The organism is Hydrogenophaga sp., assembly GCF_050182545.1.
Taxonomy (GTDB): domain Bacteria; phylum Pseudomonadota; class Gammaproteobacteria; order Burkholderiales; family Burkholderiaceae_C; genus Hydrogenophaga.
On the sequence record NZ_JBFXCD010000015.1, the window covers coordinates 43,161 to 69,199 of the forward strand.

23 protein-coding genes are annotated in these 26,039 nt (G+C 68.7%); 15 read left to right on the forward strand and 8 right to left on the reverse strand.

Features of this window, described 5'->3' with window-relative positions; genetic code table 11:
- Window positions 1-48: 48 nt before the first annotated feature.
- The 8 genes from AB7P10_RS15085 (at window position 49) to AB7P10_RS15120 (ending at window position 8,281) form a co-directional block, all read left to right on the forward strand.
- Complete coding sequence (locus AB7P10_RS15085) at window positions 49-1,029, forward strand: Bug family tripartite tricarboxylate transporter substrate binding protein (protein ID WP_428294667.1); 981 nt, start codon at window positions 49-51, stop codon at window positions 1,027-1,029.
- Window positions 1,030-1,134: 105 nt separating this feature from the next.
- The gene (locus tag AB7P10_RS15090) at window positions 1,135-1,908 is read left to right on the forward strand and encodes an SDR family NAD(P)-dependent oxidoreductase (RefSeq protein WP_428294668.1); all 774 of its coding nucleotides are present in this window, start codon (window positions 1,135-1,137) and stop codon (window positions 1,906-1,908) included.
- A gap of 18 nt (window positions 1,909-1,926) precedes the next feature.
- On the forward strand, window positions 1,927-3,591 hold the full coding sequence (locus AB7P10_RS15095; protein ID WP_428294669.1) for a (2,3-dihydroxybenzoyl)adenylate synthase: 1,665 nt from the start codon (window positions 1,927-1,929) through the stop codon (window positions 3,589-3,591).
- A gap of 22 nt (window positions 3,592-3,613) precedes the next feature.
- Window positions 3,614-4,456, forward strand: coding sequence for an amidohydrolase family protein (locus AB7P10_RS15100; RefSeq protein ID WP_428294670.1), 843 nt, complete (start codon window positions 3,614-3,616; stop codon window positions 4,454-4,456).
- Between the two features lie 2 nt (window positions 4,457-4,458).
- Window positions 4,459-5,673 carry a 3-oxoadipyl-CoA thiolase gene (gene pcaF, locus AB7P10_RS15105; protein ID WP_428294671.1) on the forward strand — a complete coding sequence of 405 codons (1,215 nt, stop codon included), beginning with the start codon at window positions 4,459-4,461 and terminating at the stop codon, window positions 5,671-5,673.
- Window positions 5,670-6,476, forward strand: coding sequence for a crotonase/enoyl-CoA hydratase family protein (locus AB7P10_RS15110; protein WP_428294672.1), 807 nt, complete (start codon window positions 5,670-5,672; stop codon window positions 6,474-6,476). Before pcaF ends, AB7P10_RS15110 begins: the two co-directional genes overlap by 4 nt.
- Window positions 6,473-7,246: an enoyl-CoA hydratase-related protein gene (locus tag AB7P10_RS15115; RefSeq protein WP_428294673.1), complete on the forward strand. Its 774-nt coding sequence runs from the start codon at window positions 6,473-6,475 to the stop codon at window positions 7,244-7,246. Before AB7P10_RS15110 ends, AB7P10_RS15115 begins: the two co-directional genes overlap by 4 nt.
- 54 nt (window positions 7,247-7,300) lie before the next feature.
- Window positions 7,301-8,281: a Bug family tripartite tricarboxylate transporter substrate binding protein gene (locus AB7P10_RS15120; protein ID WP_428294674.1), complete on the forward strand. Its 981-nt coding sequence runs from the start codon at window positions 7,301-7,303 to the stop codon at window positions 8,279-8,281.
- 16 nt (window positions 8,282-8,297) lie between these two features.
- Here AB7P10_RS15120 and AB7P10_RS15125 read toward each other — a convergent pair whose 3' ends face one another.
- Entirely contained in the window at window positions 8,298-9,224 is a 927-nt protein-coding gene (locus tag AB7P10_RS15125; RefSeq protein ID WP_428294675.1) for a LysR family transcriptional regulator, read from the reverse strand.
- Window positions 9,225-9,351: 127 nt separating this feature from the next.
- Here AB7P10_RS15125 and AB7P10_RS15130 point away from each other — a divergent pair, with 127 nt between their 5' ends.
- The 6 genes from AB7P10_RS15130 to AB7P10_RS15155 all read left to right on the forward strand — a co-directional run bounded on the left by AB7P10_RS15130 (window position 9,352) and on the right by AB7P10_RS15155 (window position 15,186).
- Window positions 9,352-10,323, forward strand: coding sequence for a Bug family tripartite tricarboxylate transporter substrate binding protein (locus tag AB7P10_RS15130; protein WP_428294676.1), 972 nt, complete (start codon window positions 9,352-9,354; stop codon window positions 10,321-10,323).
- A 6-nt stretch (window positions 10,324-10,329) separates the two neighbouring features.
- Window positions 10,330-11,364, forward strand: coding sequence for an amidohydrolase family protein (locus tag AB7P10_RS15135; protein WP_428294677.1), 1,035 nt, complete (start codon window positions 10,330-10,332; stop codon window positions 11,362-11,364).
- On the forward strand, window positions 11,361-12,269 hold the full coding sequence (locus AB7P10_RS15140) for a VOC family protein (RefSeq protein ID WP_428294678.1): 909 nt from the start codon (window positions 11,361-11,363) through the stop codon (window positions 12,267-12,269). Before AB7P10_RS15135 ends, AB7P10_RS15140 begins: the two co-directional genes overlap by 4 nt.
- 46 nt (window positions 12,270-12,315) lie before the next feature.
- Complete coding sequence (locus AB7P10_RS15145; protein WP_428294679.1) at window positions 12,316-13,182, forward strand: fumarylacetoacetate hydrolase family protein; 867 nt, start codon at window positions 12,316-12,318, stop codon at window positions 13,180-13,182.
- Window positions 13,183-13,184: 2 nt separating this feature from the next.
- Window positions 13,185-14,738, forward strand: a complete 1,554-nt coding sequence (locus AB7P10_RS15150; RefSeq protein WP_428294715.1) for a bifunctional 3-(3-hydroxy-phenyl)propionate/3-hydroxycinnamic acid hydroxylase — start codon at window positions 13,185-13,187, stop codon at window positions 14,736-14,738.
- A 112-nt stretch (window positions 14,739-14,850) separates the two neighbouring features.
- Window positions 14,851-15,186, forward strand: a complete 336-nt coding sequence (locus tag AB7P10_RS15155) for an ankyrin repeat domain-containing protein (RefSeq protein ID WP_428294680.1) — start codon at window positions 14,851-14,853, stop codon at window positions 15,184-15,186.
- Window positions 15,187-15,197: 11 nt separating this feature from the next.
- Here AB7P10_RS15155 and AB7P10_RS15160 read toward each other — a convergent pair whose 3' ends face one another.
- On the reverse strand, window positions 15,198-15,638 hold the full coding sequence (locus AB7P10_RS15160) for a hypothetical protein (protein WP_428294681.1): 441 nt from the start codon (window positions 15,636-15,638) through the stop codon (window positions 15,198-15,200).
- 337 nt (window positions 15,639-15,975) lie between these two features.
- Complete coding sequence (locus AB7P10_RS15165) at window positions 15,976-16,740, reverse strand: enoyl-CoA hydratase (protein ID WP_428294682.1); 765 nt, start codon at window positions 16,738-16,740, stop codon at window positions 15,976-15,978.
- Between the two features lie 148 nt (window positions 16,741-16,888).
- Between AB7P10_RS15165 and AB7P10_RS15170 the strand changes: the two genes are divergently transcribed.
- Entirely contained in the window at window positions 16,889-19,174 is a 2,286-nt protein-coding gene (locus AB7P10_RS15170; protein ID WP_428294683.1) for a patatin-like phospholipase family protein, read from the forward strand.
- A 111-nt stretch (window positions 19,175-19,285) separates the two neighbouring features.
- On the opposite strand, the gene AB7P10_RS15175 is transcribed toward AB7P10_RS15170, so the two are convergent.
- The 5 genes from AB7P10_RS15175 to AB7P10_RS15195 are packed head-to-tail and all read right to left on the reverse strand — an operon-like array spanning window position 19,286 to window position 26,029.
- Window positions 19,286-20,101 carry an acyl-CoA thioesterase gene (locus AB7P10_RS15175; protein ID WP_428294684.1) on the reverse strand — a complete coding sequence of 272 codons (816 nt, stop codon included), beginning with the start codon at window positions 20,099-20,101 and terminating at the stop codon, window positions 19,286-19,288.
- Between the two features lie 5 nt (window positions 20,102-20,106).
- Window positions 20,107-21,315: an acetyl-CoA C-acyltransferase gene (locus tag AB7P10_RS15180; protein ID WP_428294685.1), complete on the reverse strand. Its 1,209-nt coding sequence runs from the start codon at window positions 21,313-21,315 to the stop codon at window positions 20,107-20,109.
- A 9-nt stretch (window positions 21,316-21,324) separates the two neighbouring features.
- On the reverse strand, window positions 21,325-23,724 hold the full coding sequence (locus AB7P10_RS15185; RefSeq protein WP_428294686.1) for a 3-hydroxyacyl-CoA dehydrogenase NAD-binding domain-containing protein: 2,400 nt from the start codon (window positions 23,722-23,724) through the stop codon (window positions 21,325-21,327).
- Between the two features lie 32 nt (window positions 23,725-23,756).
- Entirely contained in the window at window positions 23,757-24,197 is a 441-nt protein-coding gene (locus AB7P10_RS15190; protein WP_428294687.1) for a DUF2147 domain-containing protein, read from the reverse strand.
- Window positions 24,198-24,232: 35 nt separating this feature from the next.
- On the reverse strand, window positions 24,233-26,029 hold the full coding sequence (locus AB7P10_RS15195; protein WP_428294688.1) for an acyl-CoA dehydrogenase C-terminal domain-containing protein: 1,797 nt from the start codon (window positions 26,027-26,029) through the stop codon (window positions 24,233-24,235).
- Window positions 26,030-26,039: the final 10 nt, after the last annotated feature.

A 26,039-nucleotide genomic window follows, 5' to 3' on the forward strand; every position in this document is an offset into this window, starting at 1 on the left:
CTTCACCCCGTCAACGGGGACCACAGACCAACGACACGGAGACACGACATGACCCCCCATTCCAGACGCCACATCCTGCACGCGGCCTTGCTGCTGCTCGCGCTGGGCGGCACCGCGACCCACGCCCTCGCCCAGGCCTGGCCGAACAAACCCGTGCGCATGATCGTGCCCGTGGGCCCCGGCTCAGCGCCCGACGTGATCGCACGCATCGTCGGCGAGAAGCTCGCCGCGGCCTGGGGCCAGGGCGTGGTGGTGGACAACCGCCCCGGCGCGGGCGGCATTCCCGGCATGTCGGCACTGGCGCGCTCCGCGCCGGATGGCTACACCATCGGCTTTGTGCCAGCGGCCATGGGCACCATCACGCCGCTGGTGTTCAAGAACCCGCAGTTCAACCCCGACACCGACCTCGCCCCGGTCGCCACGGTGGGCATCAGCCCGCTGATGCTGGTGGTGCCCACCGCCAGCGGCATCCAGTCCATGGCCGATCTCGCCAGGCACGCCAAGGCCCACCCGGGCAAGGTCAATTTCGCCGCGCCGCAGCTCAATTCGCTGCCGCACATGGCCGGGGAGATGGCAAGCAAGGCCGGTGGCATGGGCCTGTTCACGGTGCCCTACCGCACCCCGCCGGAGGCCGTGGCCGCCGTGCTCGCGGGCGACGCCCTGTTGACCGTGGACGGCGTGCCCAGCCTGCTGGAGCACGTGAAGTCAGGCCGGCTGCGCGCCATCGGCGTGACCTCGGCCCATCGCCTGCCCGGCATCGATGTGCCTCCGGTGGCGGACACCTACCCCGGCTACGAAGCCATCGGCTGGTTCCAGATCATCGCGCCGGCCGGCACGCCGGCGGCCATCGTCGAACGCATCAACGCCGACGTGAACCGCATCACCGCCTCGCCCGAGGTCACCACCCGCATGAGCGACATGGGCGTGTACCCCCGCCAGGACAGCGTGGCCAGCGCACGCACCTTCTTCGTGCAGCAGCAGGGCGCGATGAAGCGCCTGGTGAACGAGCTCGGCGTGCAGCCGCAATAGCTCGCCGCCCTTCGCCTTCTTTTTTTTCCACGGCCCGAAGGCACCGGGGCAGCCGGTGCCCAGGGTGAACGCACCTCTTCACACCCCAGACAGGAACTCACCACCATGACCCCACGCAAGAAAGCCCTCGTCACCGGCGGCGGCACCGGCATCGGCCGCAGCGCCGTGCTGGCCCTCGCGAAAGCCGGCTACGACGTGGCCATCAACTACGCGTCCAGCGCCCAGGCCGCGCAGGCGGTGGCCACAGAAGCCGAGGCCCTGGGCGCGCAGACCCTGCTGCTGCAGTGCGACGTGAGCGACGATGCCGCGGTGCGCCAGATGCTGGCGAAAGTGGGCGAAGCGTTCGGCCACCTCGATGCCCTGGTCAACAACGCCGGCACCACCGCGACCTGGAAGGTGAAGGACCTGGAGAGCCTGGACATGGCCGCGTGGGACCGCACCTTCGCGGTCAACGTGCGCGGCAACTTCCAGGTGAGCCGTGCGTCCGTGCCGCTGCTCAAGAAGAGCAAGCAACAGGGTGGAGAACCCTGCATCGTCAACACCGCCAGCATCGTCGGCCTGCGCCCCGGACCGCAGCCGCCACCGTACGCCGCGAGCAAGGCCGCCGTGGTGAGCCTGACCAAGATGCTGGCCTGGAACCTGGGACCGGACATCCGCGTGAACGCGGTGGCACCGGGCTGGATGGAGGGCGACTGGATGGAACGCATGCTGGGCGACAAGTACGACGCCCTCATGGGCGCGCGCGCCAAGGCCACGCCGCTCAAGCGCTGCGTCACCGCCGACGACGTGGCCGAGGTGATGCTCAACCTGATCCAGGGCATGCGCTTTGTGACAGGCGAAGTGGTCGTCATCGACGGCGGCTTCACGAGTTCCACATGACACCCCAAGGAGACTTCCATGCTTGAAGGATTCGTTCCCTTTCCCCCCGAGTACGCCGCGCGCTACCGCGCCAAGGGCTACTGGCAGGACCGCTCGCTGGCGCAGGAGTTCGATGCCGTGTTCAAGCGCTACGCCGACCGGGTGGCGCTGATCGACGGCGACTTGAGCTACACCTATGCCGAACTCGACCGCGTCACCACCAACCTGGCGCTGAACCTGCTCGAACTCGGCCTGCGGCCGCTGGACCGCGTCGTGCCCACCCTGCCCAATGTGCACGAGTTCGTGCTGCTGTACTTCGCGCTGCAGAAGATCGGCTGCATCCCGATCGCCGCGCTGGTCACGCACCGTTACGCCGAGATCAGCCAGTTCGTGAACCTCTCGGGCGCGACCACCTGCGTCTACCCAGACACCGCGGGCGACTTCGCCTTTGCACCGGTGATCACCCGCGTGCAGGCCGAGAACCCGTCGCTGAAGTTCCGCATCGTGCTGGGTGAGGCCGGCGCGGGCGAGGTCTCGCTGCGCGAGCTGATCCACAGGCCGGCCACCCTGCCGGCGTCGCGCCTGTCCGAGATCGCCATCGACCCGACCGACCCGTGCATCTTCCAGCTCTCGGGCGGCACCACCGGCATCCCCAAGCTGATTCCGCGCACCAACAACGACTATGCCTACAACTCCAAGGTGGCCGCCGACGTGTGCGAGATCGACGCCGAATCGGTGCTGCTGCTGGTGCTGCCGATCGCGCACAACCTGCCGCTGGCCTGCCCGGGCATCCAGGGTTTCCTGTTCAAGGGAGCGAAGGTGGTGCTGCACGCGAACACGCGCCCGGCCGACATGTTCGCGCTGATCCAGAAGCACAGGGTCACGCACCTGAAGGTGGTGCCGGCGCTGCTGATCCGCCTGATCAACGACGAGGCGGCCGAACAGTTCGACCTCTCCACCCTCAGGCTGATCCAGAGCGGCGGGCAGCGCATGCAGCCCGAGGTGCGCGCGAAAACGCGCGCGCTGATCCCCGGCGTGTTCGTGCAGGAGAACTTCGGCATGTCCGAAGGCACGCTGATGTTCGTGCGCGCCGATGACCCCGAAGAGGTGAAGCTGGAAACCTGCGGCCGCCCGGTGTGCGACGACGACGAAGTGCTGCTGCTCGACGACGACGGCCGCGTGGTGCCCGACGGCGAGGTGGGCGAATTCACCGTGCGCGGGCCCTACACGCTGCGCGGCTACTTCGGTGTGCCCGAGTACAACGCGCGCCAGTTCACGCCCGATGGCTTTTACCGATCCGGCGACCTGATGCGCAAGCACCCCAGCGGCAACTACATCGTCGAGGGCCGCAAGAAGGACCTGATCAATCGCGGTGGCGAAAAGATCAGCGCCGAGGAGGTGGAGAACCTGATCCTGATGCACCCCGCCGTGCAGAACGTGGCCTGCGTGCCCATGCCCGACGCCAACCTGGGCGAGCGCATGTGCGCCTTCGTGATCCTCAAGCCCGGCCATGCGCTGCATCTGAAGGAGCTCGTCGGCTTCCTGCTCACCAAGGAAATCGCCAAGTTCAAGCTGCCCGAGCGGCTGGAGGTGCTGCCCGACTTTCCGGTCTCCACCTTCGGCAAGGTCTCCAAGAAGGCCCTCGGCGAGCTGATCGCCCGCAAACACGCGGAGGAAGAGGAAGCCCGCCGCATTCCCCACTGAACACGACAACCCGAGAAACGCCATGCGCATCATCGACCTGCACTGCTACCCCGGCACGCCGACCTGGATCGAGTCCCAGGGCCCCTACCCCGCCGAGCTGGCGCGCTACTGGAAGCGCGACTGGGTGGGAAAGAGCGAAGAAGACGTGATCGCCGAGTTCACCGGCGCGGGCGTCGAGGCCTGCCTGGTGGCGCTTGACCTGGAGACCACCGTCGCCGCGCCGCCGTGCACCAACGAATACGTGCACGGCATGTGGAAGCGGCATCCGCAGCGCGTCATCCAGTGCTGGGGAGCGGTGGAACCGGCCAAGGGCGAGATCGCCATGATCCAGGCCCGCAAAGCCATCAAGGAGCTGGGTTTCATCGGCTTTCACTTCCATCCCATCATGCAGCACTTCGGCGTGAGCGACCGGCGCTACTACCCGCTGTTCGAGGAGATCAACGCCATGGGCGCGGCGGTGATGATCGACGTGGGCACCACCGGCATGGGCGCCGGCATGCCCGGTGGCAACGGCGCGCTGGTGCGCCACGCGCACCCGAAACACATCGACCAGCTCGCGGCCGACTTCCCGAACCTGAAAATCATCATGGCCCATCCCGGCTGGCCCTGGGTGGACGAGACCACCGCCGTGGCGCTGCACAAGGGCAATGTGTACTGGGAGATGTCGGGCTGGGCGCCCAAGCACTTCCCGGGCAACCTGAAGGTGGACATCCGCGGCCGCCTGCAGGACAAGATCATGTTCGGCAGCGACTACCCCAGCCTGCCCTACGAACGCATCCTGCGCGAGTGGGACGAGCTCGGCTACAAGCCGGAAGTCATGGAGAAGATCATGCACGGGAACGCCGAAAGGGTGCTGGGCCTGTGACCATGAACGCCTTCATCTGTGACGGCGTGCGCACGCCGATCGGCCGCTACGGCGGCGCGCTGTCTTCCGTGCGCACCGACGACCTGGGCGCGATCCCGATCCGCGCGCTGATGGCGCGACACCCTTCGCTCGACCCGGCCCTGATCGACGAGCTGGTCTATGGCTGCGTGAACCAGGCCGGCGAGGACAACCGCAATGTCGCGCGCATGAGCGCGCTGCTCGCCGGCCTGCCGGCGGAGGTGCCGGCGGTCACGGTCAACCGGCTGTGCGGCTCGGGCCTCGAAGCCGTGGCTCAAGCAGCGCGCGCGCTGCACGCCGGCCAGGCGCAGGTCGCCATCGCCGGTGGCGTGGAGAGCATGAGCCGCGCGCCGCTGGTGATGCCCAAACCCACGACGGCGTTCTCGCGCCACGCGGAGGTGCACGACTCCACCATCGGCTGGCGCTTCGTGAACCCGCGCATGGAAACGCTGTACGGCGTGGACGCGATGGGCGAGACCGCCGAGAACGTGGCCGAGGAACACGGCGTCTCGCGCGCCGACCAGGACGCGTTCGCGCTGCGCAGCCAGCAGCGCGCGGTGGCCGCGATGCGCTCCGGTGTGCTCGCTGCAGAAATCGCTGCCGTCGACGTACCCGGTCGCAAGGGCGCCGTCACACAGGTCACACTGGACGAGCACCCACGCGCCGACACCACGGCCGAGACCCTGGCCGCGCTCAAGCCCGCCTTCCGCAAGGACGGGAGCGTGACCGCCGGCAACTCGTCCGGCGTCAACGACGGTGCGGCGGCGCTGCTGCTGGCCAGCGAGGCCGCGGTGTCGCGCCACGGCCTGCGCCCGCTGGCCCGGATCGTCGGCTATGCCAGCGCCGGCATCGCGCCGCGCGTCATGGGCTTCGGCCCGGTGCCCGCGGTGCACAAGCTGCTGGCGCAGACCTGCCTGCGCATGGGCGACTTCGACGTGATCGAACTCAACGAGGCCTTCGCGGCCCAGGGCCTGGCGGTGACGCGCGCGCTCGGCCTGCCCGACGACGCAGCGCACGTGAACCCGAACGGCGGCGCCATTGCCTTCGGCCACCCGCTGGGCATGAGCGGCGCGCGCCTGGTGCTCACCGCCGCGCGGCAGCTGCAGCGCAGTGGCGGGCGCCATGGCCTGGTGACGATGTGCGTGGGCGTGGGCCAGGGCGTGGCCATGGCCATCGAACGCGTGGGAGGCACCGAATGACCGATCCCATCCTCGTCGAGCGGCGCGGTCACGTCGCGCTGCTCACCCTCAACCGGCCGGACACCCGCAACGCGCTCAGTGGCGAAGCCATGTTCACCGCGTTCGAGCAGACCTTCGCCGACCTGAATGCCGACCTGAACGTGCGCGTGGCCATCCTCACCGGCGCGGGCAGCGCCTTCTGCTCGGGGGGCAACGTGGCCGAGATGCGTGATCGCACCGGCATGTTCGCCGGTCCCCCCGAAGAGATCGCCCAGCGCTACCGCGACGGCATCCAGCGCATTCCGCGCGCCTTCGAGGCGCTGCAGGTGCCCATCATCGCGGCGGTCAACGGCCCGGCCATCGGCGCCGGCAACGACCTGGCCTGCATGTGCGACCTGCGCATCGCCTCCAGCGCCGCGCGCTTTGCCGAGAGCTTTGTGAAGGTCGGCATCGTGCCCGGCGACGGTGGCTGCTGGCTGCTGCCGCGTGTGATCGGCCATGCGCGCGCGGCCGAGATGGCGTTCACCGGCGACGCCATCGACGCCGAAGAAGCGCTGCGCATCGGCCTGGTCTCGCGCGTGGTCGCGCCCGAGGCGCTGCTCGACGAGGCGCTGCGCCTCGCCGGGCGCATCGCGGCCAACCCGCCACAGGTGCTGCGCTGGACGCGACAGTTGCTGCAGCAGGCCCGCACCAGCACGCTGGACGAGGCGCTCAACAGCGCGGGCCGGCTGCAAGGGCTGGCCCACCACACCGCCGACCATGCCGAGGCCGTGGCCGCCTTTTTCGAGAAGCGCGCGCCCCGGTTCACGGGAGACGCGGCGTGAGCGGTGTGTTGCTGGAAGAGCGGCCATCCGACGGCGTGGCCCTGCTGCGCCTGAACCGACCCGCCGTGCTCAACGCGCTCAACCTCGAACTTCGGCACGCGCTCGCCGACGCCTTCCACCGGCTCGATGCCGACGCGCAGGTGCGCGCCATCGTGCTGGCCGGCGGCGAGCGCGCGTTCTGCGCCGGCGCCGACCTGAACGAGTACGTGGACGCCACCCCGGCGGAGATCATGGCGCGCCAGATGGACAAGCTCTGGGGTGCCCTCGCCGCTTACCGCAAGCCCGTGATCGCCGCCGTGCGAGGCCATGCGCTCGGTGGCGGCTGCGAACTGGCGATGCACGCCGACATCCTCATCGCCGGCCGGGGCGCGCGATTCGGCCAGCCCGAGGTGAAGCTGGGCATCATGCCCGGCGGCGGCGCCACGCAGCGCCTGACGCAGGCGGTGGGCAAGTTCGCGGCCATGCACATCCTGCTGCGCGGCGAGCCCTTCAACGCCGAAGCAGCACTGGCCCTCGGCCTGGCGAGCGAGGTGGTGGACGACGCCGCCGTCGAAGCCCGCGCGCTGCAGATCGCCCGCGAGCTCGCCGCCCTGCCCGTGCTGGCCCTGCGCCTGATCAAGGAAGCGGTGCTGGAGGGCATGAGCAGCGGGCTGGACAGCGGGCTGCGGTTCGAGCGCCGCTCGTTCCAGACCCTGTTCGCCACGAAGGACAAACACGAAGGTATGCGCGCCCGGCTTGAAAAGCGCGCACCCACGTTCACCGGGAGCTGAACGCCCGCGGCGCACGGGCGTGGACGACATCAACCACCACAACAGGAGACGACCATGTACCGACAACCCCTTCGTGCCCTTGCGACCGGCCTGGCGCTGGCGGTGCTGAGCACTGGCGGCGCGCAGGCACAGGCCCCCGCGTACCCCACCAAGCCCATCCGCCTGCTGGTGGGTTCGCCGCCGGGCGCGCCCTCCGACATCACGGCCCGCCTTTTCGCGGACCGGCTGTCTCAGCGCCTGGGCCAGAGCGTCGTGGTGGAGAACCGCCCGGGCGCCGGCACCAGCCTGGCCGCCGGCGTGGTGGCGGCGGCAGAGCCGGACGGGCACACGCTGGGTGTCAGCCCGGACACCGTCGTCACGGTGAACCCGCTGGTGTACCCCAAGCTCAGCTTCGACGCGCGCAAGGACCTGATGAACCTCTCGGTGCTCGCCAGCTTCACGCAGATGCTGGTGTGCCACCCGAAGACCGGCGTGAAGACCGCCGCCGAGCTGGTGGCCCGCGCGAAGGCCAGCCGCATGATCTACGCGTCGGGCGGCGCCGGTGTGCCGGGCCACCTGGCCGCGGAGATGTTCCTGCAGAACACCGGCGCCCGGATGGAACACATCGCCTACCGCGGCCCCGCACCGGCCACCACCGCCGTGCTCGCGGGCGAGGTGGACTGCGGTTTCCTGGCCACGCCCACCGTGCTGCCGCATGTGACGGCCGGCAAGCTGGTGGCGCTGGCCGTCTCGTCCGCCGAGCCCTCCGCGCTCGCGCCGGACGTACCCACGCTGGCCAAGGCACTCAACGACCCGAAGCTGGACATCAGTTTCAGGCTCCTGCTGCAGGCGCCCGCAAACCTGCCACCGCCGATTGCCGCCGCACTCGAGCAGGCGGCGGGCGCCATCATGACGGCCCCCGACGTGCGGACCCGCCTGCAGGCCCTGGACCTGCGCGGCGTGGGCAGCAACCGGCAGGCGGCCGAGGCACAGGTGAAGGCCGACACGGCCCGGTGGGAGCCGGTGGTGAAGCAGCTGAACCTGAGCCTGGACTGAGCGGGGCGCGCGCGGCCTACAAGGGCATGCGCGCGTTCGCCTCGCGCCGATTGACCTCGTGGAACAGGCCGCGCAGCCAGCGGTGGCCGGGGTCGTTCTGCATGCGGCGGTGCCAGAACTGCTGCACCTCGATCACCGGTGGCTTGAACGGCAGCGCAATGCGCTGGATCGGGATGTGGCGCTCCATCACGGTGGCGATGTCCTCGGGCACGGTGGCCACGAGGTCGGTGCCCGGCAGCAAGGCCAGCAGGCTCATGAAGTGCGACAGCTCCAGCGTGACGTGGCGCCGCCAGCCTTTGCTGTCGAGGTAGCGGTCCAGCAGGTGCTCGCGCCCGTCGGGCAGCACCACCACGTGGCGCGCCGCCAGGTACTGCTTCTGCGTCATGCGCGACGCGCCAGGCCCCACGCGCGCGCAGGCGATGCAGGCATAGGAAGTCTTGAACAGGCCTTGCTGGAAGAACCCGGCCTTCTTCAGGTCCGGGAAAAAACCCACGGCCAGGTCGGCGTCGCCCGAGGCCAGTGCCTCGGCGGCGGCCTCGCGCGGCTTGGCGATGGCCTGCAACCGCACCGAAGGGGCCTCGTGCCGCAGCCGCCGCAACACACCGGGCAGGAACGCCACCTCGCCAATGTCGGGCGTGAGGATGGTGAAGCTGCGCTCGGCGCGCGCCGGATCGAACCGGGCCTGCTGCAGGATCTCGTGGTTGATCGTCTCCACCACCCGGTGCACCACGGGCCCGAGCTCGAGCGCGCGTGGCGTCGGTTTCATCTGCGTGCCCGCGCGCACGAACAGCGCGTCCTCGAAGATCAGGCGCAGGCGCGCCAGCGCCGCGCTGGTGGCGGGCTGGCTCAGGCCCAGCGTTTCGCCGGCGCGGCCCACGCTGCGGTGGCGGGCCATCGCATCGAACACCACCAGCAGGTTCAGATCGACATTTCGGATATCCATGGCATGGATTCTATGAATCCACGTCATCGTCTGTACAGATGTTCCCGCGCTTCCTAGCATGCCGGTCTGATTCGCCCAACCGACGGCGCCGCACGCACGGTGCCGCCACCCAACAGGAGACATATCCATGCAACGCAGAGACTTCGCCCGCGCCGCCGTGCTGCTCCCCTTTGCCAGCAGCTTGCGGGCGCAAACGCCCGCCTGGCCGCAGCGCCCGGTGCGCTTCATCCTCTCGCAACCGGCGGGCGCCGGCCCCGACATCCTGGCGCGCTATGTGGGCGACCAGCTCGGCCGCCTGTGGAACCAGGGCGTGGTGGTGGAAAACAAGCCCGGTGGTCAGAACGTGATCGGTGCGCAGGCGGCGGCGCGCGCGCCGGCCGACGGCTACACCTTCTACTACGCGACCACCGCCGCGATGGTCACCAACGCCTACACCTTCAAGTCCCTGCCCTACGACCCGGCCAAGGACTTCGTGCCGGTGCGCCTGGTGGGCCGCAGCCCGTTCGTGATCGCCGCGGCGAGCAACTTCCCGGCCAAGGACCTGGCCGAGGCCATCGCCATGGCGAAGGCCAAGCCGGGCACTGTGTCGATGGGCACCGAAGGTCCCAAGACCTTCTCCGGCATGCTCGCTGGCAGCGTCGCCGGCATGGCCGGCGTGCAGTTCAACCTGGTGCCCTACACCAAGGCACCCGAGGCGATCCAGGACGTGATCGGCGGCCGCGTGCAGCTGGTCTGCCTGCCCGACGCGGCGTTGAGCGCTTTCCTCAAGAGCGGGCAACTGAAGGCGCTCGCGGTGAGCACCGCGCAGCGCCAGCCCGACATGCCCAATGTGCCCGCACTGGCCGAGACCTTCCCGGGCTTCGAGTACACCGGCTGGAACGGCGTGTTCGCGCCCGCCGGCACGCCGGCCGACGTGGTGGCGCGCGTCAACCGCGACCTGGAGACCGTGCTGCGGCAGCCGGAAGTGGCCCAGCGCCTGTCGCAACTGGGTTCGCTGGCGGAGCAGAAGATGTCGGTGGCCGAGTTCGACGCCTTCATGCGCAGCGAGCGCGAGCGCTGGCGCGAGGTCATCAAGACCCTGGGCATCACGGCGGAGTAAGCCGGCGTGCCGTCCACCCTGCGTTGCGCCTGCGGCGGCGTCGACGTGCATTCGCACGTCGTGCCCGAGAACTTCCCCGCCTACATCGGCCGCACGGTGCAGGGCGACTGGCCGTCCATGGCGCCGGCCCAGCCCTGCCACCGCAGCGTGATGATCGCGGGCAAGAACTACCGCACCGTGGTTGACAAGTGCTGGGACGTGGCCAAGCGCCTGCAAGACCTGCCCGCGATGGGGCTGGAGCTGCAGGTGATGTCGCCCATGCCCGAGTTGCTCTCGTACTGGATGAACGCGGCCGACGCGCAGCAGCTGCTGCGCTTCCTCAACGACCAGATCGCCGCCATGGTCGACGCCAGCGCGGGCCGGCTCGCCGGCCTGGGCGCGGTGCCGCTGCAGGACATGGACCTGGCCCTGCGCGAACTGGAGTACGTGGTGAAGGTGCTCGGCTTTCCCGGTGTGGAGGTGGGCAGCAACATCAATGGCGTGCCCATCGGTGCGCCGCAGTTCGACCCCTTTTTCGAGGCCTGCGAGGCACTGGACGCCGCCGTGTTCGTGCACGCCATCCGGCCCGCCGGCATGGAACGCCTGGTCGGCCCGCCGCCGCTGCAGCAGGTGCTGGGCTACCCCGGCGACGTGGGCCTGGCCGCCGCGTCCGTCATCACGAGCAACCTGCTGGTGCGCCGACCGAAGCTGCGCATCGCCTTCAGTCACGGTGGCGGCACGCTGGCCTCGCTGCTGCCGCGCCTTCAGCAGGGCTGGGGCGTGTTCCCGGCGCTGCGCGAAGCCGTGCATCAGGCCCCCACCGAGCAGGCGCGCAAACTCTTCTATGACACCCTGGTGTTCGACGCGCCGACGCTGCGCCATCTGGTGGCCAGCTTTGGCGACACGCAGCTGATGGTCGGCACCGACTACCCGTTCAATTTCCACGACCAGACGCCGGTGCAGCGCATCGAGGCCGCCGGCTTCGACGATGCGGTCACCGCGCGGCTGGTGCAAGACAACGCCGGGCGCTTCCTGGGCCGGCAAAAGGTGACATTCCCATGAGTTCTCCCTGGATCGAGGGCCTGCGCAGCGTGGCCCTGAACGTGCCCGACCTGGCGCAGGCCGAGGCCTTCTACACGCAGGTGTGGCGCCTGGACGTGGCGCACCGCAGCGAGGGCAAGGCCCTGTACCTGCGTGGCACCGGCAGCGACCACCACCTGCTCGCGCTCTACGCCGGCGGTCCGGTACCGCAGCTGCGGCAGGTCACGCTGCGCGCGCGCAGCGCCGAGGCGTTGCAGGCGGTGGCCGAGGCCGTGCCGCGCGCGGGCGGCCACATCGTCTCGCCCATCGGCCCGCTGACGAAGAACCCGGCGGGCGGCACGGGCCTGACGCTGCGCGACCCGCATGGCCGCGTGTTCCAGGTGGTGCACGGCGACGCCCGCGCCGACGACATGGGCGAGTGGAAAGACCGGCCGGTGCGCCTGACCCACGTGGTGCTCAACAGCCACGCCGTGGACGACACGCAGCGCTTCCTGACCGAGGCCCTGGGCTTCACGCTGGCCGACCGCACCGTGGCCATCGCCTTCATGAACTGCAACAGCGACCACCACACGCTGGCGGTGGGCGTGGCCGACAACGATGCGCTCAACCACATCGCCTTCCTCATGCCCGATGCCGACTCGGTGATGCGCGGCGGCGGCCGCATGAAGGACGCGGGTCACCCGATCCAGTGGGGACCGGGGCGCCACGGCCCGGGCAACAACCTCTTCAACTACTTCATCGACCCGTTCGGCATCGTCATCGAATACACCGCCGAAGTGGAGCAGGTGGACGAGAGCTACACACCGCGCGGCCCGGCCGACTGGAAGTGGCCGCCCGGGCGCGTGGACCAGTGGGGCATCTCAGCCCCGCCCGGCCCCACGCTGAAGGAGGCGCAGCGCCGCGTGCTGTTCGCGCCGCCGGCCTGAATCCGTTCTTGCTCTTCCGTTCTTCTTTTCTCAACGACAGACTCCCATGAAGTTCACCACCTACCTGCGCGACGGCGCGCCCCGCCTCGCCGTTGTCGACGGCTCCGAACTGATCGACCTCAACGATGTCCAACCCCAGGTGCCGGCCGACCTGCGCGCCGCGCTGCGCGCCGGCGTGGACCTGCACGCCGCCGCCCGCGCCGCGCTGGCCGGCCCGTTCGCGCGGCTTGCCCTGGCCGCGACGAAACTCGCCCCGCTGTTGCCCGATCCGGGCAAGACCGTGTGCCTGGGCCTGAACTACTTCGACCACGCCAAGGAAGGCGGGCGCGAGAAGCCGGACTACCCCTGGTTCTTCTACCGGGGCAGTTCCTCGCTGATCGCGCACGGCGACGCCGGCGTGGTGCCCACGGTGTCCACCAAGTTCGACTACGAGGCCGAACTCGCGGTGGTGATCGGCCGCCGCGTGCCGCGCCACACGAAGGAGGCCGACGCGCTGCCATACGTGTTCGGCTACAGCTGCTTCAACGACATGAGCGTGCGCGACTACCAGAAGCGCACGCCGCAGTGGACCATCGGCAAGAACTTCGACGGCACCGGCGGCTTCGGCCCGGTGCTGGTCACGGCCGACGAACTGCCGCCCGGCGCGAAAGACCTGAAGATCCGGGGCCGCCTCAACGGCCAGGTGATGCAGGACGCCAACACCAGCGACATGATCTTCAACGTGGCCGAGACCATCGCGCTGTTGGCCGACGTGCTGACGCTCGAACCCGGTGACGTGATCGCCATGGGCACGCCGGCCGGCGTGGGCCAGGCCCGCACGCCGCCGGTGTGGATGAAGGCCGGCGACACCTACGAGGTGGAGATCGAAGGCATCGGCACGCTGATCAACCCGATCGTGAACGAGCGGGTGTGACGATGGAACGCGTGTTCGATGTCGCCATCGTCGGCTATGGGCCGGCCGGTGTGGTGGCCGCCGGCCTGCTGGGCCAGGCGGGCCTGCATGTGTACGTGTGCGAGCGCCTGACGGAGGTCTACCAGATTCCGCGAGCGATCGCGCTGGACCACGAAATCATGCGCGTGTTCCAGCAGCTCGGCGTGGTCGACGCGGTTGCGCCGTTCTGCGAACCGTTCACGCCCTCGGAGTACTTCGGCGTCGATGGCCAGTTGATCCGCCGCATGACCATGGTGGCCCCGCCCTACCCGCAGGGCCACACGCCGTCCATGGTGTTCACCCAGCCCGAGGTGGAGCGCGTGCTGCGCGAGCGCGTGGCGCAAATGCCCAACGTGGTGGTGGAGCTGGGTGTGGAGATGACGCGCGTGGCGCAAGACGCCTCGGGCGTGTCGCTCGACATTCGCGACGACAGCGGCCAACACACGGTGCGCGCGGCCTGGGCCATCGCCTGCGACGGTGGGTCCAGCACGGTGCGCACCCAGCTGGACATGCCGCTGGAAGACCTGGACTTCGACGAACCCTGGCTGGTGGTGGACGTGCTCGTCAACGAGCAAGGCCTGGCGAAGCTGCCCACCGTGAGCGTGCAGTACTGCGAACCCGAGCGCCCCTGCACGCTGGTGATCGGCCCGAAGAACCACCGCCGCTGGGAGATCTCGCTCAAGCCCGGCGAAGACCCGAAGGAAGCGGCCACACCCGAGGCCACCTGGCGACTGCTCTCGCGCTGGCTCACGCCCGAGGACGGCACGCTGTGGCGCCAGGCCAGCTACCGCTTTCACGCGCTGGTGGCGCAGCGATGGCGCCAGGGCCGCGTGTTCCTGGCCGGCGACGCGGCGCACATGCAACCGCCGTTCCTTGGGCAGGGCATGTGCCAGGGCGTGCGCGACGCCGCCAACCTGTCGTGGAAGCTCGCCGCCGTGCTGCGCGGCGAGGTCACGGGCGCGCGCGCCGAGGCCCTGCTGGAGAGCTACGGCGAAGAACGCAAGGCCCACGTGCGCGAACTCACCAGCCGCATCAAACACGTGGGCGCGGTGATCTGCGAACGCGACCCGGTAAAAGCCCGCGAGCGCGACGCGAAAATGCTCGCCGATTGCGGCGGCGTGGTGAAGGACACGCCGCGCCAGGACATCCTGCCGCGCCTGGAGACCGGCCTGCTCGCCGACCAGCAACACGCCGCGCGCGGCAGCCTGTTCCCGCAGCCCTGGCTGCTGAACGGCCCGCAGCGCCAGCGCATGGACGCCATCGCCGGCAACGGCTGGCGCCTGGTGCTCGCCCCCGGCCAGGCCACGCCGGCCAGTGCTGCGGCCCTGCCCTGGCTGCGCACGCTGGCACTGGGCACGGCCACCGCAAGGGAGACCGACGGCGTGGCCGAGGCCTGGTTCCAGCGCCACCAGTGCGTGGTGGCGCTGGTGCGGCCGGACAACTACGTGTACGGCGTGGCGGGCACGGCCGACGAGGCCGAGGCGCTGGTGGACGAACTGTGCGCGCGGCTGGGCATGGGAGAGGTGTGCGGCGTGTGAGACGTGGACGGGTGCAGGCCTGGGAGAGGGCGGTCCTACAATCGCCACGGCCTTCGCCCTCCGCGCGCGCACCGCACAGCCCCCACAACCCACCACCCCGACGAGCAAGCCCATGTCCGCAGGCGACTGGAAGGATCTGTACCAGGCGGCCCTGACGGGCGATCTGCCGCTGGTGCGGCACCACCTCGACGGGGGCGTGAACCCCAACTACCAGCACCCCGAGGTCCTGTGCACGCCGCTGGTGGCCAGCCTGATCCACGGGCATGACGAGGTTGCGCGGTGCCTGCTGGACCATGGCGCCGACCCGAACCTGCTGTCGGACTTCGACGACCTCACCCCCTTGCAGGCCGCGCGCCGGCATGGCCGCGAGGCGCTCACGCAACTGCTCGTCGAGCGGGGCGCCCGGGACGGCCGACGGCCGTTCTGGTGGGGGTGGCTGCCCGTTTGAGGGTCAACGCGTCAGGGCTCCCGGAGCCTGAGGGAGGCAACGCTGCGACGCAAGGGGCGCTCCATTTCCGCGAAGTCACGTTTCGTGGAGTTGAAGTTCACTGCGAGCATCCGGCCCCTGAACGAGGTCGCCAGCATGATGTTGTGGACGTCCGTGTCCACCGCATGGGACGTGAACTCCAGCTGAATCCACTGACGACCAGCGATTTCCGTCAACTCGCGCCGTTTCCAGACGATGCCCGGAATGACGCGCGTGAACACGCCCTCAAACGCCTTGAGCGCTTTGTCCAGATCCTTCGGGGGAAGGGCATTCGCCTTCAGGTCATAGGCAATCGCCGTTGAGCGCGCCGTATTGCCGACCACAAAGCTCGGCGGGGATGCCGAGGTGGGCCATTTCTGTCGTATCTCGTCGGCAGAAAGCGTCGTGAACCCGTCAGGAACGGTGAGGGTCACGGCCCCATCCGGGGTGACGACCTCTCCAGCATGCGCCGTGAACGCGAGCAGAAGAACGGGGAAAAGTGAAAGCAGTCGATTCAGCATAAGGGACCTGGACGATGGCGGGGATGAAGGTTTGTAATGATAAGAGATTAATCATTAAGAACTCGTCATCATCCTGGGCTGCAGTCGATACGCCTTGCTTTCCGGGGCGGGAAGTCCTGGACGATGCACCGCCGAAGCGCAGCACGCCAGGGCGTGCATGAAGGTCCTGCTGCCCGGGTGCCTGGTCAACTTGCTTGCATCACACCGGAGGGTCGAGCCGGGAACGCCGCGCGCGGCCCGGCCCGAAGATTCACAGCTTGGAAAAATCCGGCTTCCTGCGTTCCATGAAGGCGCCGAACGCTTCCTTCGCGGCCGGCTCGCCGAGCATGCGGCCGAAGCTTGCGCCCTCCTCAGCCATCACGGCCAGCACCTGCTGCGTCTGGTTCTTCTTCATGAGCCGCTTGGTCTCGATCAGCGCGCTGATCGGCTTGGCGGCGAGCTTGCGCGCGACGGTCTGCGCATAGCCCGCGGCTTCTGTCGGTGGCAGCACGCGGTTGACCAGGCCCACTTCGAGCGCGGCCTCGGCCATGAAGGGCTCGCCCAACAGCAGCGCCTCGGCCGCGCGGTGGTGGCCCATCATCTGCGGCACCAGCAGGCTGGACGCGGCCTCGGGGCACAGGCCGAGGTTGACGAAAGGCATGGAGAAGGCGGCGTTGTCGCCGGCGTAGACCAGATCGCAGTGGAACAGCATCGTCGTGCCCACGCCCACCGCCGGGCCACAGACGGCGGCGATCAGGGGCAGCGGAAACTCCGCGATGCCGCGCAGGAAACGGAACACCGGCGAGTCGGCGCCAGCGGGTGGGTTGTTCAGGAAGTCGGCGATGTCGTTGCCGGCGCTGAAGATGGTCTCGTTGCCCTGGATGACAACGCAGCGCACGCCCGGCTCGGCCTGCGCGGCCTGCAGCGCGTCGGCCAGCGCACCGTACATGGCGGCGGTGATGGAGTTCTTCTTGTCCGGGCGGTTGAACGTGAGGGTGCAGACGCCGGCTTCGGTGTGGACGAGGATGTCGCTCATGGGGGTGTCTCGTGTGGTGCGGGAAGGGAAGCCGCAAATTACCACGAACGGGCGTGCTTTTTTGAAGTGCGCGCCCTGCGGCTGACGGGTGCGTGACAGCGTGTTTCAGCGCATGGCCTGACGCGCACCCGCCCCTACACTTGCCGCCATGCTGTCCCGCCCCCTTTCCCTGTTCGCCGCAGGCCTGGCCGCGCTGCTGATATGCGCATCGATCCAGGCCCAGCCCCGGAACCCCGCCCCGGCCACGGGCGCCGCCACACCGGGGGAACGCCCCCGCGTGGGCCTGGTGCTCTCGGGTGGCGGGGCGCGCGGTTTCGCGCACGTGGGCGTGATCAAGGCGCTGGAAGCGGCGCGGGTGCCGGTGGACCTGATCGTGGGCACCTCCATGGGCGCGATCATTGGCGGGCTGTACGCCAGCGGCATGAGCGCGGAAGACCTGGAGCGCGAGATCCAGGCGGTGGCGTGGGGCGATCTGTTCGAGCGCCGCGAGCCGCGGCAGTTGCTGTCGCAGCGCCGCAAGGAGGAAGACTTCGAGCTCTCACCGGTGCTCTCGGTGGGTTTTCGCGATGGCCAGTTCATCCTGCCCAGCGGTGCGGTGTCGTCCCGCTCGCTGGAGATGCTGCTGCGGCGCTACACCCTGTCCACGCGCCACCTGGCCAGCTTCGATGGCCTGCCGACGCCGTTTCGCGCCGTCGCCACCGACATGGAGACCGGCCAGCCCGTGGTGATGGACCACGGCGACCTCGCAGCCGCGCTGCGCGCGAGCATGTCGGTGCCAGGGGTGTTCGCGCCGCTTGATGTCGATGGCCGCCTGCTGGGCGACGGTGGCCTGGTGAACAACCTGCCGGTGGACGTGGCGCGGCGCATGGGCGCGGACGTGGTGATCGCGGTGGATATCGGCACACCGCTGGGCAAGCGCGCGTCGCTGGGCACCTTGTTCGGGGTGACGATGCAGATGGTGCACATCCTGACCGAGCAGAACGTGCGCGCCAGCATCGCGTCGCTGACGCCGAAGGACCTGCTGCTGCAGCCGCCGTTGGGCGCACTCACGTCGGCGGACTTCGGCAAGGTGGCCGAGCTGGTGCAACTGGGCAACGACTACGGCAAGACCGTGAGCGAGGCGCTGGCGCGCTTTGCCGTGGACGCACCGAGCTACCAGCGCTGGGCCCGGGCGCGCGAGGCGACGGCGCAGGCCCACTCGGGCCGCATCGGCGCGGTCGCGTCGGTGAAGTTCGAGGGCGTGAACGAGGCGCATGCCCGGCGCCTGGCCACGGCACTGGACACGGCCGAGGGGCAGCGGCTGGACGTGCCCAGGCTGGAACGCGACCTGCAGAAACTGGCCGCCACGGGCGACTACGAGCGCGTGGACTACAGCCTCACGCGGCGCGACGACGGCGCCGAGGACCTCACCGTGCATCTGCGCGAGAACGGCTGGGGCCCCAACTACCTGCGCGTGGGCCTGGACCTGCGCACCGACTTTCAGGGCCAGGGCGCGTTCAACCTGCGCATCAGCCACAACCGGCACTGGCTCAACGACAGCGGCGCCGAATGGCGCAACCGCGTGCAACTGGGCGAGACGCTGGGCCTTTACTCGGAGCTCTACCAGCCGCTGACGCTGCGCAGCGACCGCTTCCTGGCGGGCTATGTGGACGTGAGCCTGCGCCGCGTGGAGTACTTCACCGAGGAAGGCGACATGGCCGCGCTGCTGCAGCGCCAGGGCCTGCAGGTGGGGGTGGACCTGGGATGGCCCATGGGACTGCTCGGCAACGTGGGCGACATGCGTGTGGGTCTGGTGGCGGCGCGGCGCAAGGTCCGGCCCGAACTCATCGCAGGGTTGATGCCCAACGAGGCGCGCGGCGCCCTGGTGTGGAGCGAGGCCGGCGTGCGCGCCGCCGTCATTGCCGACCAGCTCGACTACGCCAACTTTCCGTCGCGCGGCTACCGCGCCAAGGGCGAGTTGGTGATCGGTCGCCGCGCGTTCGAGGACTCGGAAAACAGCGGCAGCTTCACGCGCTGGGAAGGCTCCGCCACCGGCGTGAAAAGCTGGGGCGTGCACACGCTCAACGTGGGCGCACGCCTGGCCTACGCCAGCCAGATTCCGGTGGGCGCGCTGGACGAATACTCGCTCGGCGGCTTCCAGCAACTCTCGGGCTACCGCGTGGGCCAGGTGGCGGGCAACTACCTGGTGTTCGGCCGCCTCACGTACTACCGGCGTCTGCCCTGGAACGTCGGCATCGCGCGGGCGCTGTTCGTCGGCGGCTCGCTGGAAGCCGGCAACGCATGGACCGAGCGCCGCGACGTGTCGCTGGGCGACCTGCGCGCGGGCTCCAGCCTGTTCGTGGGCGCGGACACCGGCATCGGCCCGCTGTACCTGAGCATCGTGAGCGCGCCGCGCGGCTACACCGGGCTCTACCTGTTCCTGGGCCGGCCGTAGCGACATCGGCCGGCGCGCCAGGCCTCCCTTCCAGCAGACACCGCGGAACTGGCTCTGCCAGGCCGCAGGTGTCGCCCCCTTGAGGGGGTCGCGCGCAGCGCGGCAAGGGTGTCACTCCTTGTAATAGACGGTCTGGTGCGTGGTGGCCAGCAGCGCGCCGGCCTGGCTCCAGACCTGCGCACTCTGGTCGAAGAAGCCGTTGCGAAACGCCTGGGCCTGGGCCTGGCCGAGCAGCCAGCCGGTACCGACCGCGGCCAGCTGTGCCGCGCCGGCATGGAAGTACACCGTCATCGACACCGTACCCGCCGGCACGCGCGTCGCGCGGCGCAGCCACACGCGGGGAAAGAACACGTCGGCCATGGCCGCCAGGCTGGCGAAGTCGAGCGGCCGCAAGGGCTCTTCGCGCACCCACAGCGTGCTGCGGCTGGCGTCGCCGCGGCCATCCCAGGTGGTGGGGATGGCGCCCTCGGCGATGCGGATGTCGTAGCGCCTGACCCATTCCACCGGCGCGGCCATGTTGGGCCGGCCCACCGCTTCGGGCGTGGGCACGGCAGGCATGGGCGCGTCGTCCACGCCCCAGGTTTCACGCCGCGCCGCAGTCACGGCGGTGGCGGTGAGCACCGTGGACTCGGTGCCCTGCGCATCGGGCTGGGTGATCTCCATCACCCAGTGCTGCGTGGAGCGGTTGGTGCGCACCGGCCGCGCATGCACGGTGAAGGCACCATCGGCCAACGCGGCGGCGAAGTTCACCGTCAGCGCCACCGGCTCGCCCAGCAGCGCCGGGTGCCGCAGCACCGCATTCAGCACCGTGGCCGCGGTCACCCCACCGAACGGCCCGACCATGTTGCCGTAGGCGGGCGAGGTCGCACCGCTGTAACTGCCTTCACCCTGTACAGAGAGGGCAATGGCCTGGTCGAACACGTGCATGGTGGTCAGACTCGCTCGAAAATGCCCGCGGCGCCCTGGCCCATGCCCACGCACATGGTGACCATGCCGTACTTCTTGTTGTGCCGCCGCAGCGCGTGCACCACGGTGGCGGCGCGGATGGCGCCGGTGGCGCCCAGCGGGTGGCCCAGTGCAATGGCACCGCCCATGGGGTTCACCTTGCCTGGGTCGAGGCCCAGGGTGTTGATGACGGCGAGCGACTGCGCGGCAAAGGCCTCGTTGAGTTCGTACCAGTCGATCTGGTCCTGCGTGAGGCCGGCGGACTTCAACGCGGCGGGGATCGCCTCGATCGGGCCGATGCCCATGAGGTGCGGCGGCACGCCGCGCGAGGCGTAGCTGACGAAACGCGCCAGCGGCGTGAGGTTGTAGCGCTTCAGCGCGGCCTCGCTCACCAGAATCAGCGCGCCCGCGCCATCGCTGGTCTGCGAGCTGTTGCCGGCGGTGACCGAGCCGCGCGCGGCGAACACGGTGCGCAGCTTCGCGAGACCTTCGATGGAGGTGTCGGGCCGTGCGCCTTCGTCCAGGCTCACGGTGCGCGTGGTGGTGCTGACTTCGGCGCTTGCCAGGTCCACGCTGCGCTCGGTGACCTCCACGGGCGTGATCTCGTCGCTGAACTCGCCATTTCTCATGGCGAGCACAGCACGCTGGTGCGACTGCAGCGCGAAGGCGTCCTGCGCCTCGCGAGAGACCTTCCACTTCTGCGCCACCTTCTCGGCCGTCAGGCCCATGCCGTAGGCGATGCCGTAGCTCTCCACGTCGTCGGTGTTGGTGAAGATCGTGGGCGAGAGGCTGGGCGTGTTGCCCATCATGGGCACCATGCTCATGCTCTCGGTGCCGGCGGCGATCATCACGTCGGCCTCGCCCACGCGGATGCGGTCGGCCGCCATCTGCACCGCCGAGAGACCCGAGGCACAGAAGCGGTTGACCGTGATGCCGCCCACGCTGTTGGGCAGGCCGGCCAGGATGGCACCGATGCGCGCCACGTTCAGGCCCTGCTGCGCTTCGGGAATCGCGCAGCCGCAGATCACGTCTTCGACGGCCTTCGGGTCCAGGTCGGGCACTTGCGCCATGGCGGCGCGCAGGGCGTGCGCCAGCAGGTCGTCCGGGCGCAGGTGCTTGAACGAGCCCTTGTGCGAACGGCCGATGGGGGTGCGGGTGGCGGCGACGATGTAGGCGTCTTGAATCTGTTTGCTCATATCGCTTCCTCAGTTGCGGACGGGCTTGCCGGTGTTGAGCATGCCCAGAATGCGCTCTTGCGTTTTCGGGTGAACGATCAGTGAGCAGAAGGCCTGACGCTCCAGCGTCATCAGGTAGTCCTCGTTCACCATGGTGCCGGGCTCGACGTCGCCACCGGTGACCACGTGGGCGATCAGGCTGGCGATGTGGAAGTCGTGCTGGCTGATGAAGCCGCCGTCGCGCATGTTGACCAGGCTGCCCAGGATGGTGGCCTTGCCGTCGCGGCCGGCCACCGGGAACAGGCGCTTGTGCGGCGCGCGGTAGCCGCCGTTGAAGAGGCCCTTCGCTTCGTTGATCGCCACGTACAGCAGTTCGTCCTTGTGCGGCACGATCACGTCGGAGTGCAGCACGTAGCCCAGCTTGCGGGACTCCAGCGCGCTGGTGCCCACCTTGGCCATGGCCGCGGCGGTGAAGCCTTCGGTGAGGAAGGGCAGCAGGTCCTTGCCCGTCGAGGTCTCGGCGTTCTCGGCCGCGCGGCGTGCGATGTAGGTCAGGCCGCCGGCGCCGGGCACCAGGCCCACGCCCACTTCCACCAGGCCGATGTAGCTCTCCATGTGCACCACGCGGCGCGCGCTGTACACGGCCATTTCGCAGCCACCGCCCAGCGCCAGGCCGCGCACGGCGCTGATCACCGGCACGTTGGCGTAGCGCAGGCGCAGCATGGTCTGCTGCATGAAGCCTTCCGCATCTTCAATCGCGCTCACGCCCACGGCCATGAAGGCCGGCAGCATGGCCTGCAGGTCGGCACCCGCGCTGAAGGGTTCGTCACCGGACCAGATCACCAGGCCCTGGTATTCCTTTTCGGCCAGGTCCACGGCGGCCATCAGGCCTTCGCAGACCTCGGGGCTGATGGCGTGCATCTTGGTCTTGATGCTGGCGATCAGCACCTGCTCATCCAGCGTCCAGATGCGGATCGAATCGTTCTCTTCGATGGTCGTGCCGGCGGTCTCGAACTTCGGGCCGGCTTCGCCGAGCAGCAGCTCGGGGAAGTGCTGGCGCTGGTACACCGGCAGCTGCAGGCGCGGCTGGAATTCGCCCTTGGCCGGGTTCCACGAACCCTGTGCGGTGTGCACGCCGCCCGCGTCGGCCACCGGCCCCTTGAACACCCATTCGGGCAGCGGTGCCTGGCTCAATGCCTTTCCGGTGTCGATGTCTTCCTGGATCATCTTGGCCACCTCGAGCCAGCCGGCCTCCTGCCAGAGTTCGAACGGGCCCTGCTTCATGCCGAAGCCCCAGCGCATGGCCTGGTCCACATCGCGCGCGGTCTCGGCGATGGTGGCCAGGTGCACAGCCGCATAGTGGAAGCTGTTGCGCAGAATCGCCCAGAGGAACTGGCCCTGCGGGCCTTCGGCGTTGCGCAGCAGCTTCAGGCGTTCGGCGACCGGGCGCTTGAGCATGCGGCCATAGACCTCGTCGGCCTTCTCGCCGCCGGGCACGTACTCGCCACTGGCGAGGTCGAAGCGCAGGATGTCGCGCCCCACCTTCTTGTAGAAGCCGGCCTTGGCCTTCTGGCCCAGGTTGCCGGCCTCGATCAGCGCCTTGAGCACGGGCGGCGTGCCGAAGCTGCCGTAGAACGGATCGGTCTCCAGGCTCAGGTTGTCCTGCAGGGTCTTGACCACGTGGGCCATGGTGTCCAGGCCCACCACGTCGGCCGTGCGGAAGGTGCCGCTGCTCGCGCGGCCGAGGCGCTTGCCGGTGAGATCGTCGACCACGTCATACGTGAGCCCGAAGTTCTCTACCTCCTTCATCGTGGCCAGCATGCCGGCGATGCCGATGCGGTTGGCGACGAAGTTGGGCGTGTCCTTGGCGCGCACCACGCCCTTGCCCAGGCCGCTGGTGACGAAGGTCTCCAGGTCGTTGAGTATCTGCGGCTCGGTGGTCGGTGTGGCGATCAGTTCCACCAGCGTCATGTAGCGCGGTGGGTTGAAGAAATGGATGCCGCAGAAGCGCGGCTTGATCGCCTCGGGCAGGGCCTCGCTGAGTTTCGTGATCGACAGGCCCGAGGTGTTGGACGCGACAATGGCGTGCTCGGCGATGAAGGGCGCGATCTTCTGGTACAGGTCGAGCTTCCAGTCCATGCGCTCGGCGATGGCCTCGATGATCAGGTCGCAGTCTTTCAACTGGTCCATGTGCTCTTCGTAGTTGGCCTGGCCAATGAGGTCGGCATCGGCCGCCACGCCCAGCGGCGAGGGCTTGAGCTTCTTCAGGCCTTCCACCGCGCGGGTGACGATGCCGTTCTTCGGGCCCTCTTTCGCGGGCAGGTCGAACAACACCACCGGCACCTTGACGTTGACCAGGTGCGCGGCGATCTGCGCACCCATCACGCCCGCGCCGAGCACGGCGACTTTTTTCACTTGAAATCGGTTCATTGTGGGTTCCATGGTTGCTGGTGGGGGCGCATTCATTCCACCCGGATCCAGACTTGCGTTCGGTAGAACGGGCCGATGTAGCCGCGCATCTCGAGCTTCTTGCCGTCTTCGACGGGCTTGAGGCGCGTGCGATAGACCTTGCCGTTGTTGGGGTCGACGATGTCACCGCCGTCGTACACGCCCTTGTCGTCGGCGCTCTGCCGGAGGTTGCGCAGGATGGTCATGCCCAGGATGGGTTTGTCCTTGCGCTCGTCGGTGCACTTGTCGCACACCGCGTCCTGCTTCGCAGCCGGATCGAGCAGCTTCTCGATGGTGCCGCTGTAGACGCCGTTGGCTTCCTTGATGCGCACCAGGGACTTTTCCTTCTTCGTGTCATCGTCGATGGTTTTCCACAGGCCCACGGGCGACATCTGCGCGAACGCGGACAGCGACGCCAGCGACAGGGCAAGCGTGCTCACAACGGTCTTGATCATGAAAGTCTCCTGGTGGTTGGCGCCATGGCAGGGAATCAGGCCAGGGCTTCGTTCGTGTCCATCAGCACCTTCGAGCCGGCGCGCGCCGTGCGCATCAGCGCCGCGGTCTCGGGGAACAGCTTGGCGAAGTAGAAACGCGCGGTCTGCAGCTTGGCGGTGTAGAACGGATCGGTGTTGCCGGCGGCAATTTCGCGCAGCGCCACCTGTGCCATGCGGGCCCAGAAGTAACCGAACACCAGGTGGCCGGCCACACGCAGGTAGTCCACCGCGGCGGCGCCCACTTCGTCGGCGTTCTGCAGGCCCTTGAATCCGATCTCCGTGGTGAACTTGGTGATCTGCTCGCCCAGCACGGCCAGCGGGTTGATGAACTCGGCCATCTTCTCGTTGACGCCTTCCTCGACCACCAGCGCACCCACGAGCTTGCCGAACTTCTTCAGCGTGGCGCCGTTGTTGCCCAGCACCTTTCGACCCAGGAGGTCCAGGCTCTGGATGGTGTTGGTGCCTTCGTAGATCATGTTGATGCGGGCATCGCGCACGAACTGCTCCATGCCCCATTCCTTGATGTAGCCGTGACCGCCGAATACCTGCTGGCACTGCGTGGCGGCGTTGTAGCCGTTGTCGGTCAGGAAGGCCTTGGTGATGGGCGTGAGCAGCGAGAGCATGTCGTCGCTGTCCTTGCGCACCTTCTCGTCGGGGTGGTGGTGCACCTTCTCCAGCAGGACCGAGCAGAAGATGGCCAGCGCGCGGCCACCTTCGGCGTAGGCCTTGGCGGTGAGCAGCATCTTGCGCACGTCGGGGTGCACGATGATCGGATCGGCCGGCTTGTCCTTGGCCTTGGGACCGGTCAGCGAGCGCATCTGGATGCGGTCCTTCGCATAGGCCAGTGCATTCTGGTAGGCCACCTCAGTGAGGCCCAGGCTCTGGTTGCCCACGCCCAGGCGGGCCGCGTTCATCATCACGAACATGGCCTGCATGCCCTTGTTGGGCTGGCCCACCATCGTGCCGATGGCGCCGTCGATGACGATCTGCGCGGTGGCGTTGCCGTGGATGCCCATCTTGTGCTCCAGGCCGCCGCAGTAGATGCCGTTGCGCTCGCCCACCGAGCCATCGGCCTTGGCGTGGTACTTGGGCACGATGAACAGGCTCACGCCCTTGATGCCGGGCGGCGCGTCGGGCAGGCGGGCCAGCACCAGGTGGATGATGTTGTCGGCCATGTCGTGTTCACCGGCGCTGATGAAGATCTTGTTGCCGGTGAGCTTGTAGGTGCCGTCGGGCAGGGGCTCGGCCTTGGTGCGCATGAGGCCCAGGTCGGTGCCGCAGTGCGGCTCGGTCAGGCACATGGTGCCGGTCCATTCGCCGCTGGTCATCTTCGGCAGGTAGGTCTTCTTCTGTTCGTCGGTGCCGTAGGTGTGCAGCGCGGCGTAGGCGCCGTGCGTGAGGCCGGGGTACATGGTCCAGGCCTGGTTGGCCGAGTTCATCATCTCGTACAGGCACTGGTTCACCACCAGCGGCAGGCCCTGGCCACCGAATTCGGGGTCGCACGAGAGCGCGGCCCAGCCGCCGTCCACATAGGTCTTGTAGGCCTCCTTGAATCCAGAAGGCGTCTTGACTTCATGCGTCTTCTGGTCGAGCGTGCAGCCCTCGGTGTCGCCGCTGATGTTGAGCGGGAAGATGACCTGCGAAGCGAACTTGCCGCCTTCCTCGAGCACCGCATTGATGGTGTCGACATCGACCTCGGCATGCTGCGGCATGGCCTTGAAGTCGTCGGTGACCTTGAGCACCTCGTGCATCACGAACTGCATGTCTCGCAGGGGTGGGTTGTAAACGGGCATGAGGAACTCC

What these genes read in the sequence shown, in the direction of transcription:
- AB7P10_RS15085 (WP_428294667.1), top strand. Translation starts at nt 49, where the DNA reads ATGACCCCCCATTCCAGACGCCACATCCTGCACGCGGCCTTGCTGCTG.
- AB7P10_RS15090 (WP_428294668.1), top strand. Translation starts at nt 1,135, where the DNA reads ATGACCCCACGCAAGAAAGCCCTCGTCACCGGCGGCGGCACCGGCATC.
- AB7P10_RS15095 (WP_428294669.1), top strand. Translation starts at nt 1,927, where the DNA reads ATGCTTGAAGGATTCGTTCCCTTTCCCCCCGAGTACGCCGCGCGCTAC.
- AB7P10_RS15100 (WP_428294670.1), top strand. Translation starts at nt 3,614, where the DNA reads ATGCGCATCATCGACCTGCACTGCTACCCCGGCACGCCGACCTGGATC.
- pcaF (WP_428294671.1), top strand. Translation starts at nt 4,459, where the DNA reads ATGAACGCCTTCATCTGTGACGGCGTGCGCACGCCGATCGGCCGCTAC.
- AB7P10_RS15110 (WP_428294672.1), top strand. Translation starts at nt 5,670, where the DNA reads ATGACCGATCCCATCCTCGTCGAGCGGCGCGGTCACGTCGCGCTGCTC.
- AB7P10_RS15120 (WP_428294674.1), top strand. Translation starts at nt 7,301, where the DNA reads ATGTACCGACAACCCCTTCGTGCCCTTGCGACCGGCCTGGCGCTGGCG.
- AB7P10_RS15125 (WP_428294675.1), bottom strand. Translation starts at nt 9,224, where the DNA reads ATGGATATCCGAAATGTCGATCTGAACCTGCTGGTGGTGTTCGATGCG.
- AB7P10_RS15130 (WP_428294676.1), top strand. Translation starts at nt 9,352, where the DNA reads ATGCAACGCAGAGACTTCGCCCGCGCCGCCGTGCTGCTCCCCTTTGCC.
- AB7P10_RS15140 (WP_428294678.1), top strand. Translation starts at nt 11,361, where the DNA reads ATGAGTTCTCCCTGGATCGAGGGCCTGCGCAGCGTGGCCCTGAACGTG.
- AB7P10_RS15145 (WP_428294679.1), top strand. Translation starts at nt 12,316, where the DNA reads ATGAAGTTCACCACCTACCTGCGCGACGGCGCGCCCCGCCTCGCCGTT.
- AB7P10_RS15150 (WP_428294715.1), top strand. Translation starts at nt 13,185, where the DNA reads ATGGAACGCGTGTTCGATGTCGCCATCGTCGGCTATGGGCCGGCCGGT.
- AB7P10_RS15155 (WP_428294680.1), top strand. Translation starts at nt 14,851, where the DNA reads ATGTCCGCAGGCGACTGGAAGGATCTGTACCAGGCGGCCCTGACGGGC.
- AB7P10_RS15165 (WP_428294682.1), bottom strand. Translation starts at nt 16,740, where the DNA reads ATGAGCGACATCCTCGTCCACACCGAAGCCGGCGTCTGCACCCTCACG.
- AB7P10_RS15170 (WP_428294683.1), top strand. Translation starts at nt 16,889, where the DNA reads ATGCTGTCCCGCCCCCTTTCCCTGTTCGCCGCAGGCCTGGCCGCGCTG.
- AB7P10_RS15175 (WP_428294684.1), bottom strand. Translation starts at nt 20,101, where the DNA reads ATGCACGTGTTCGACCAGGCCATTGCCCTCTCTGTACAGGGTGAAGGC.
- AB7P10_RS15180 (WP_428294685.1), bottom strand. Translation starts at nt 21,315, where the DNA reads ATGAGCAAACAGATTCAAGACGCCTACATCGTCGCCGCCACCCGCACC.
- AB7P10_RS15185 (WP_428294686.1), bottom strand. Translation starts at nt 23,724, where the DNA reads ATGAACCGATTTCAAGTGAAAAAAGTCGCCGTGCTCGGCGCGGGCGTG.
- AB7P10_RS15190 (WP_428294687.1), bottom strand. Translation starts at nt 24,197, where the DNA reads ATGATCAAGACCGTTGTGAGCACGCTTGCCCTGTCGCTGGCGTCGCTG.
- AB7P10_RS15195 (WP_428294688.1), bottom strand. Translation starts at nt 26,029, where the DNA reads ATGCCCGTTTACAACCCACCCCTGCGAGACATGCAGTTCGTGATGCAC.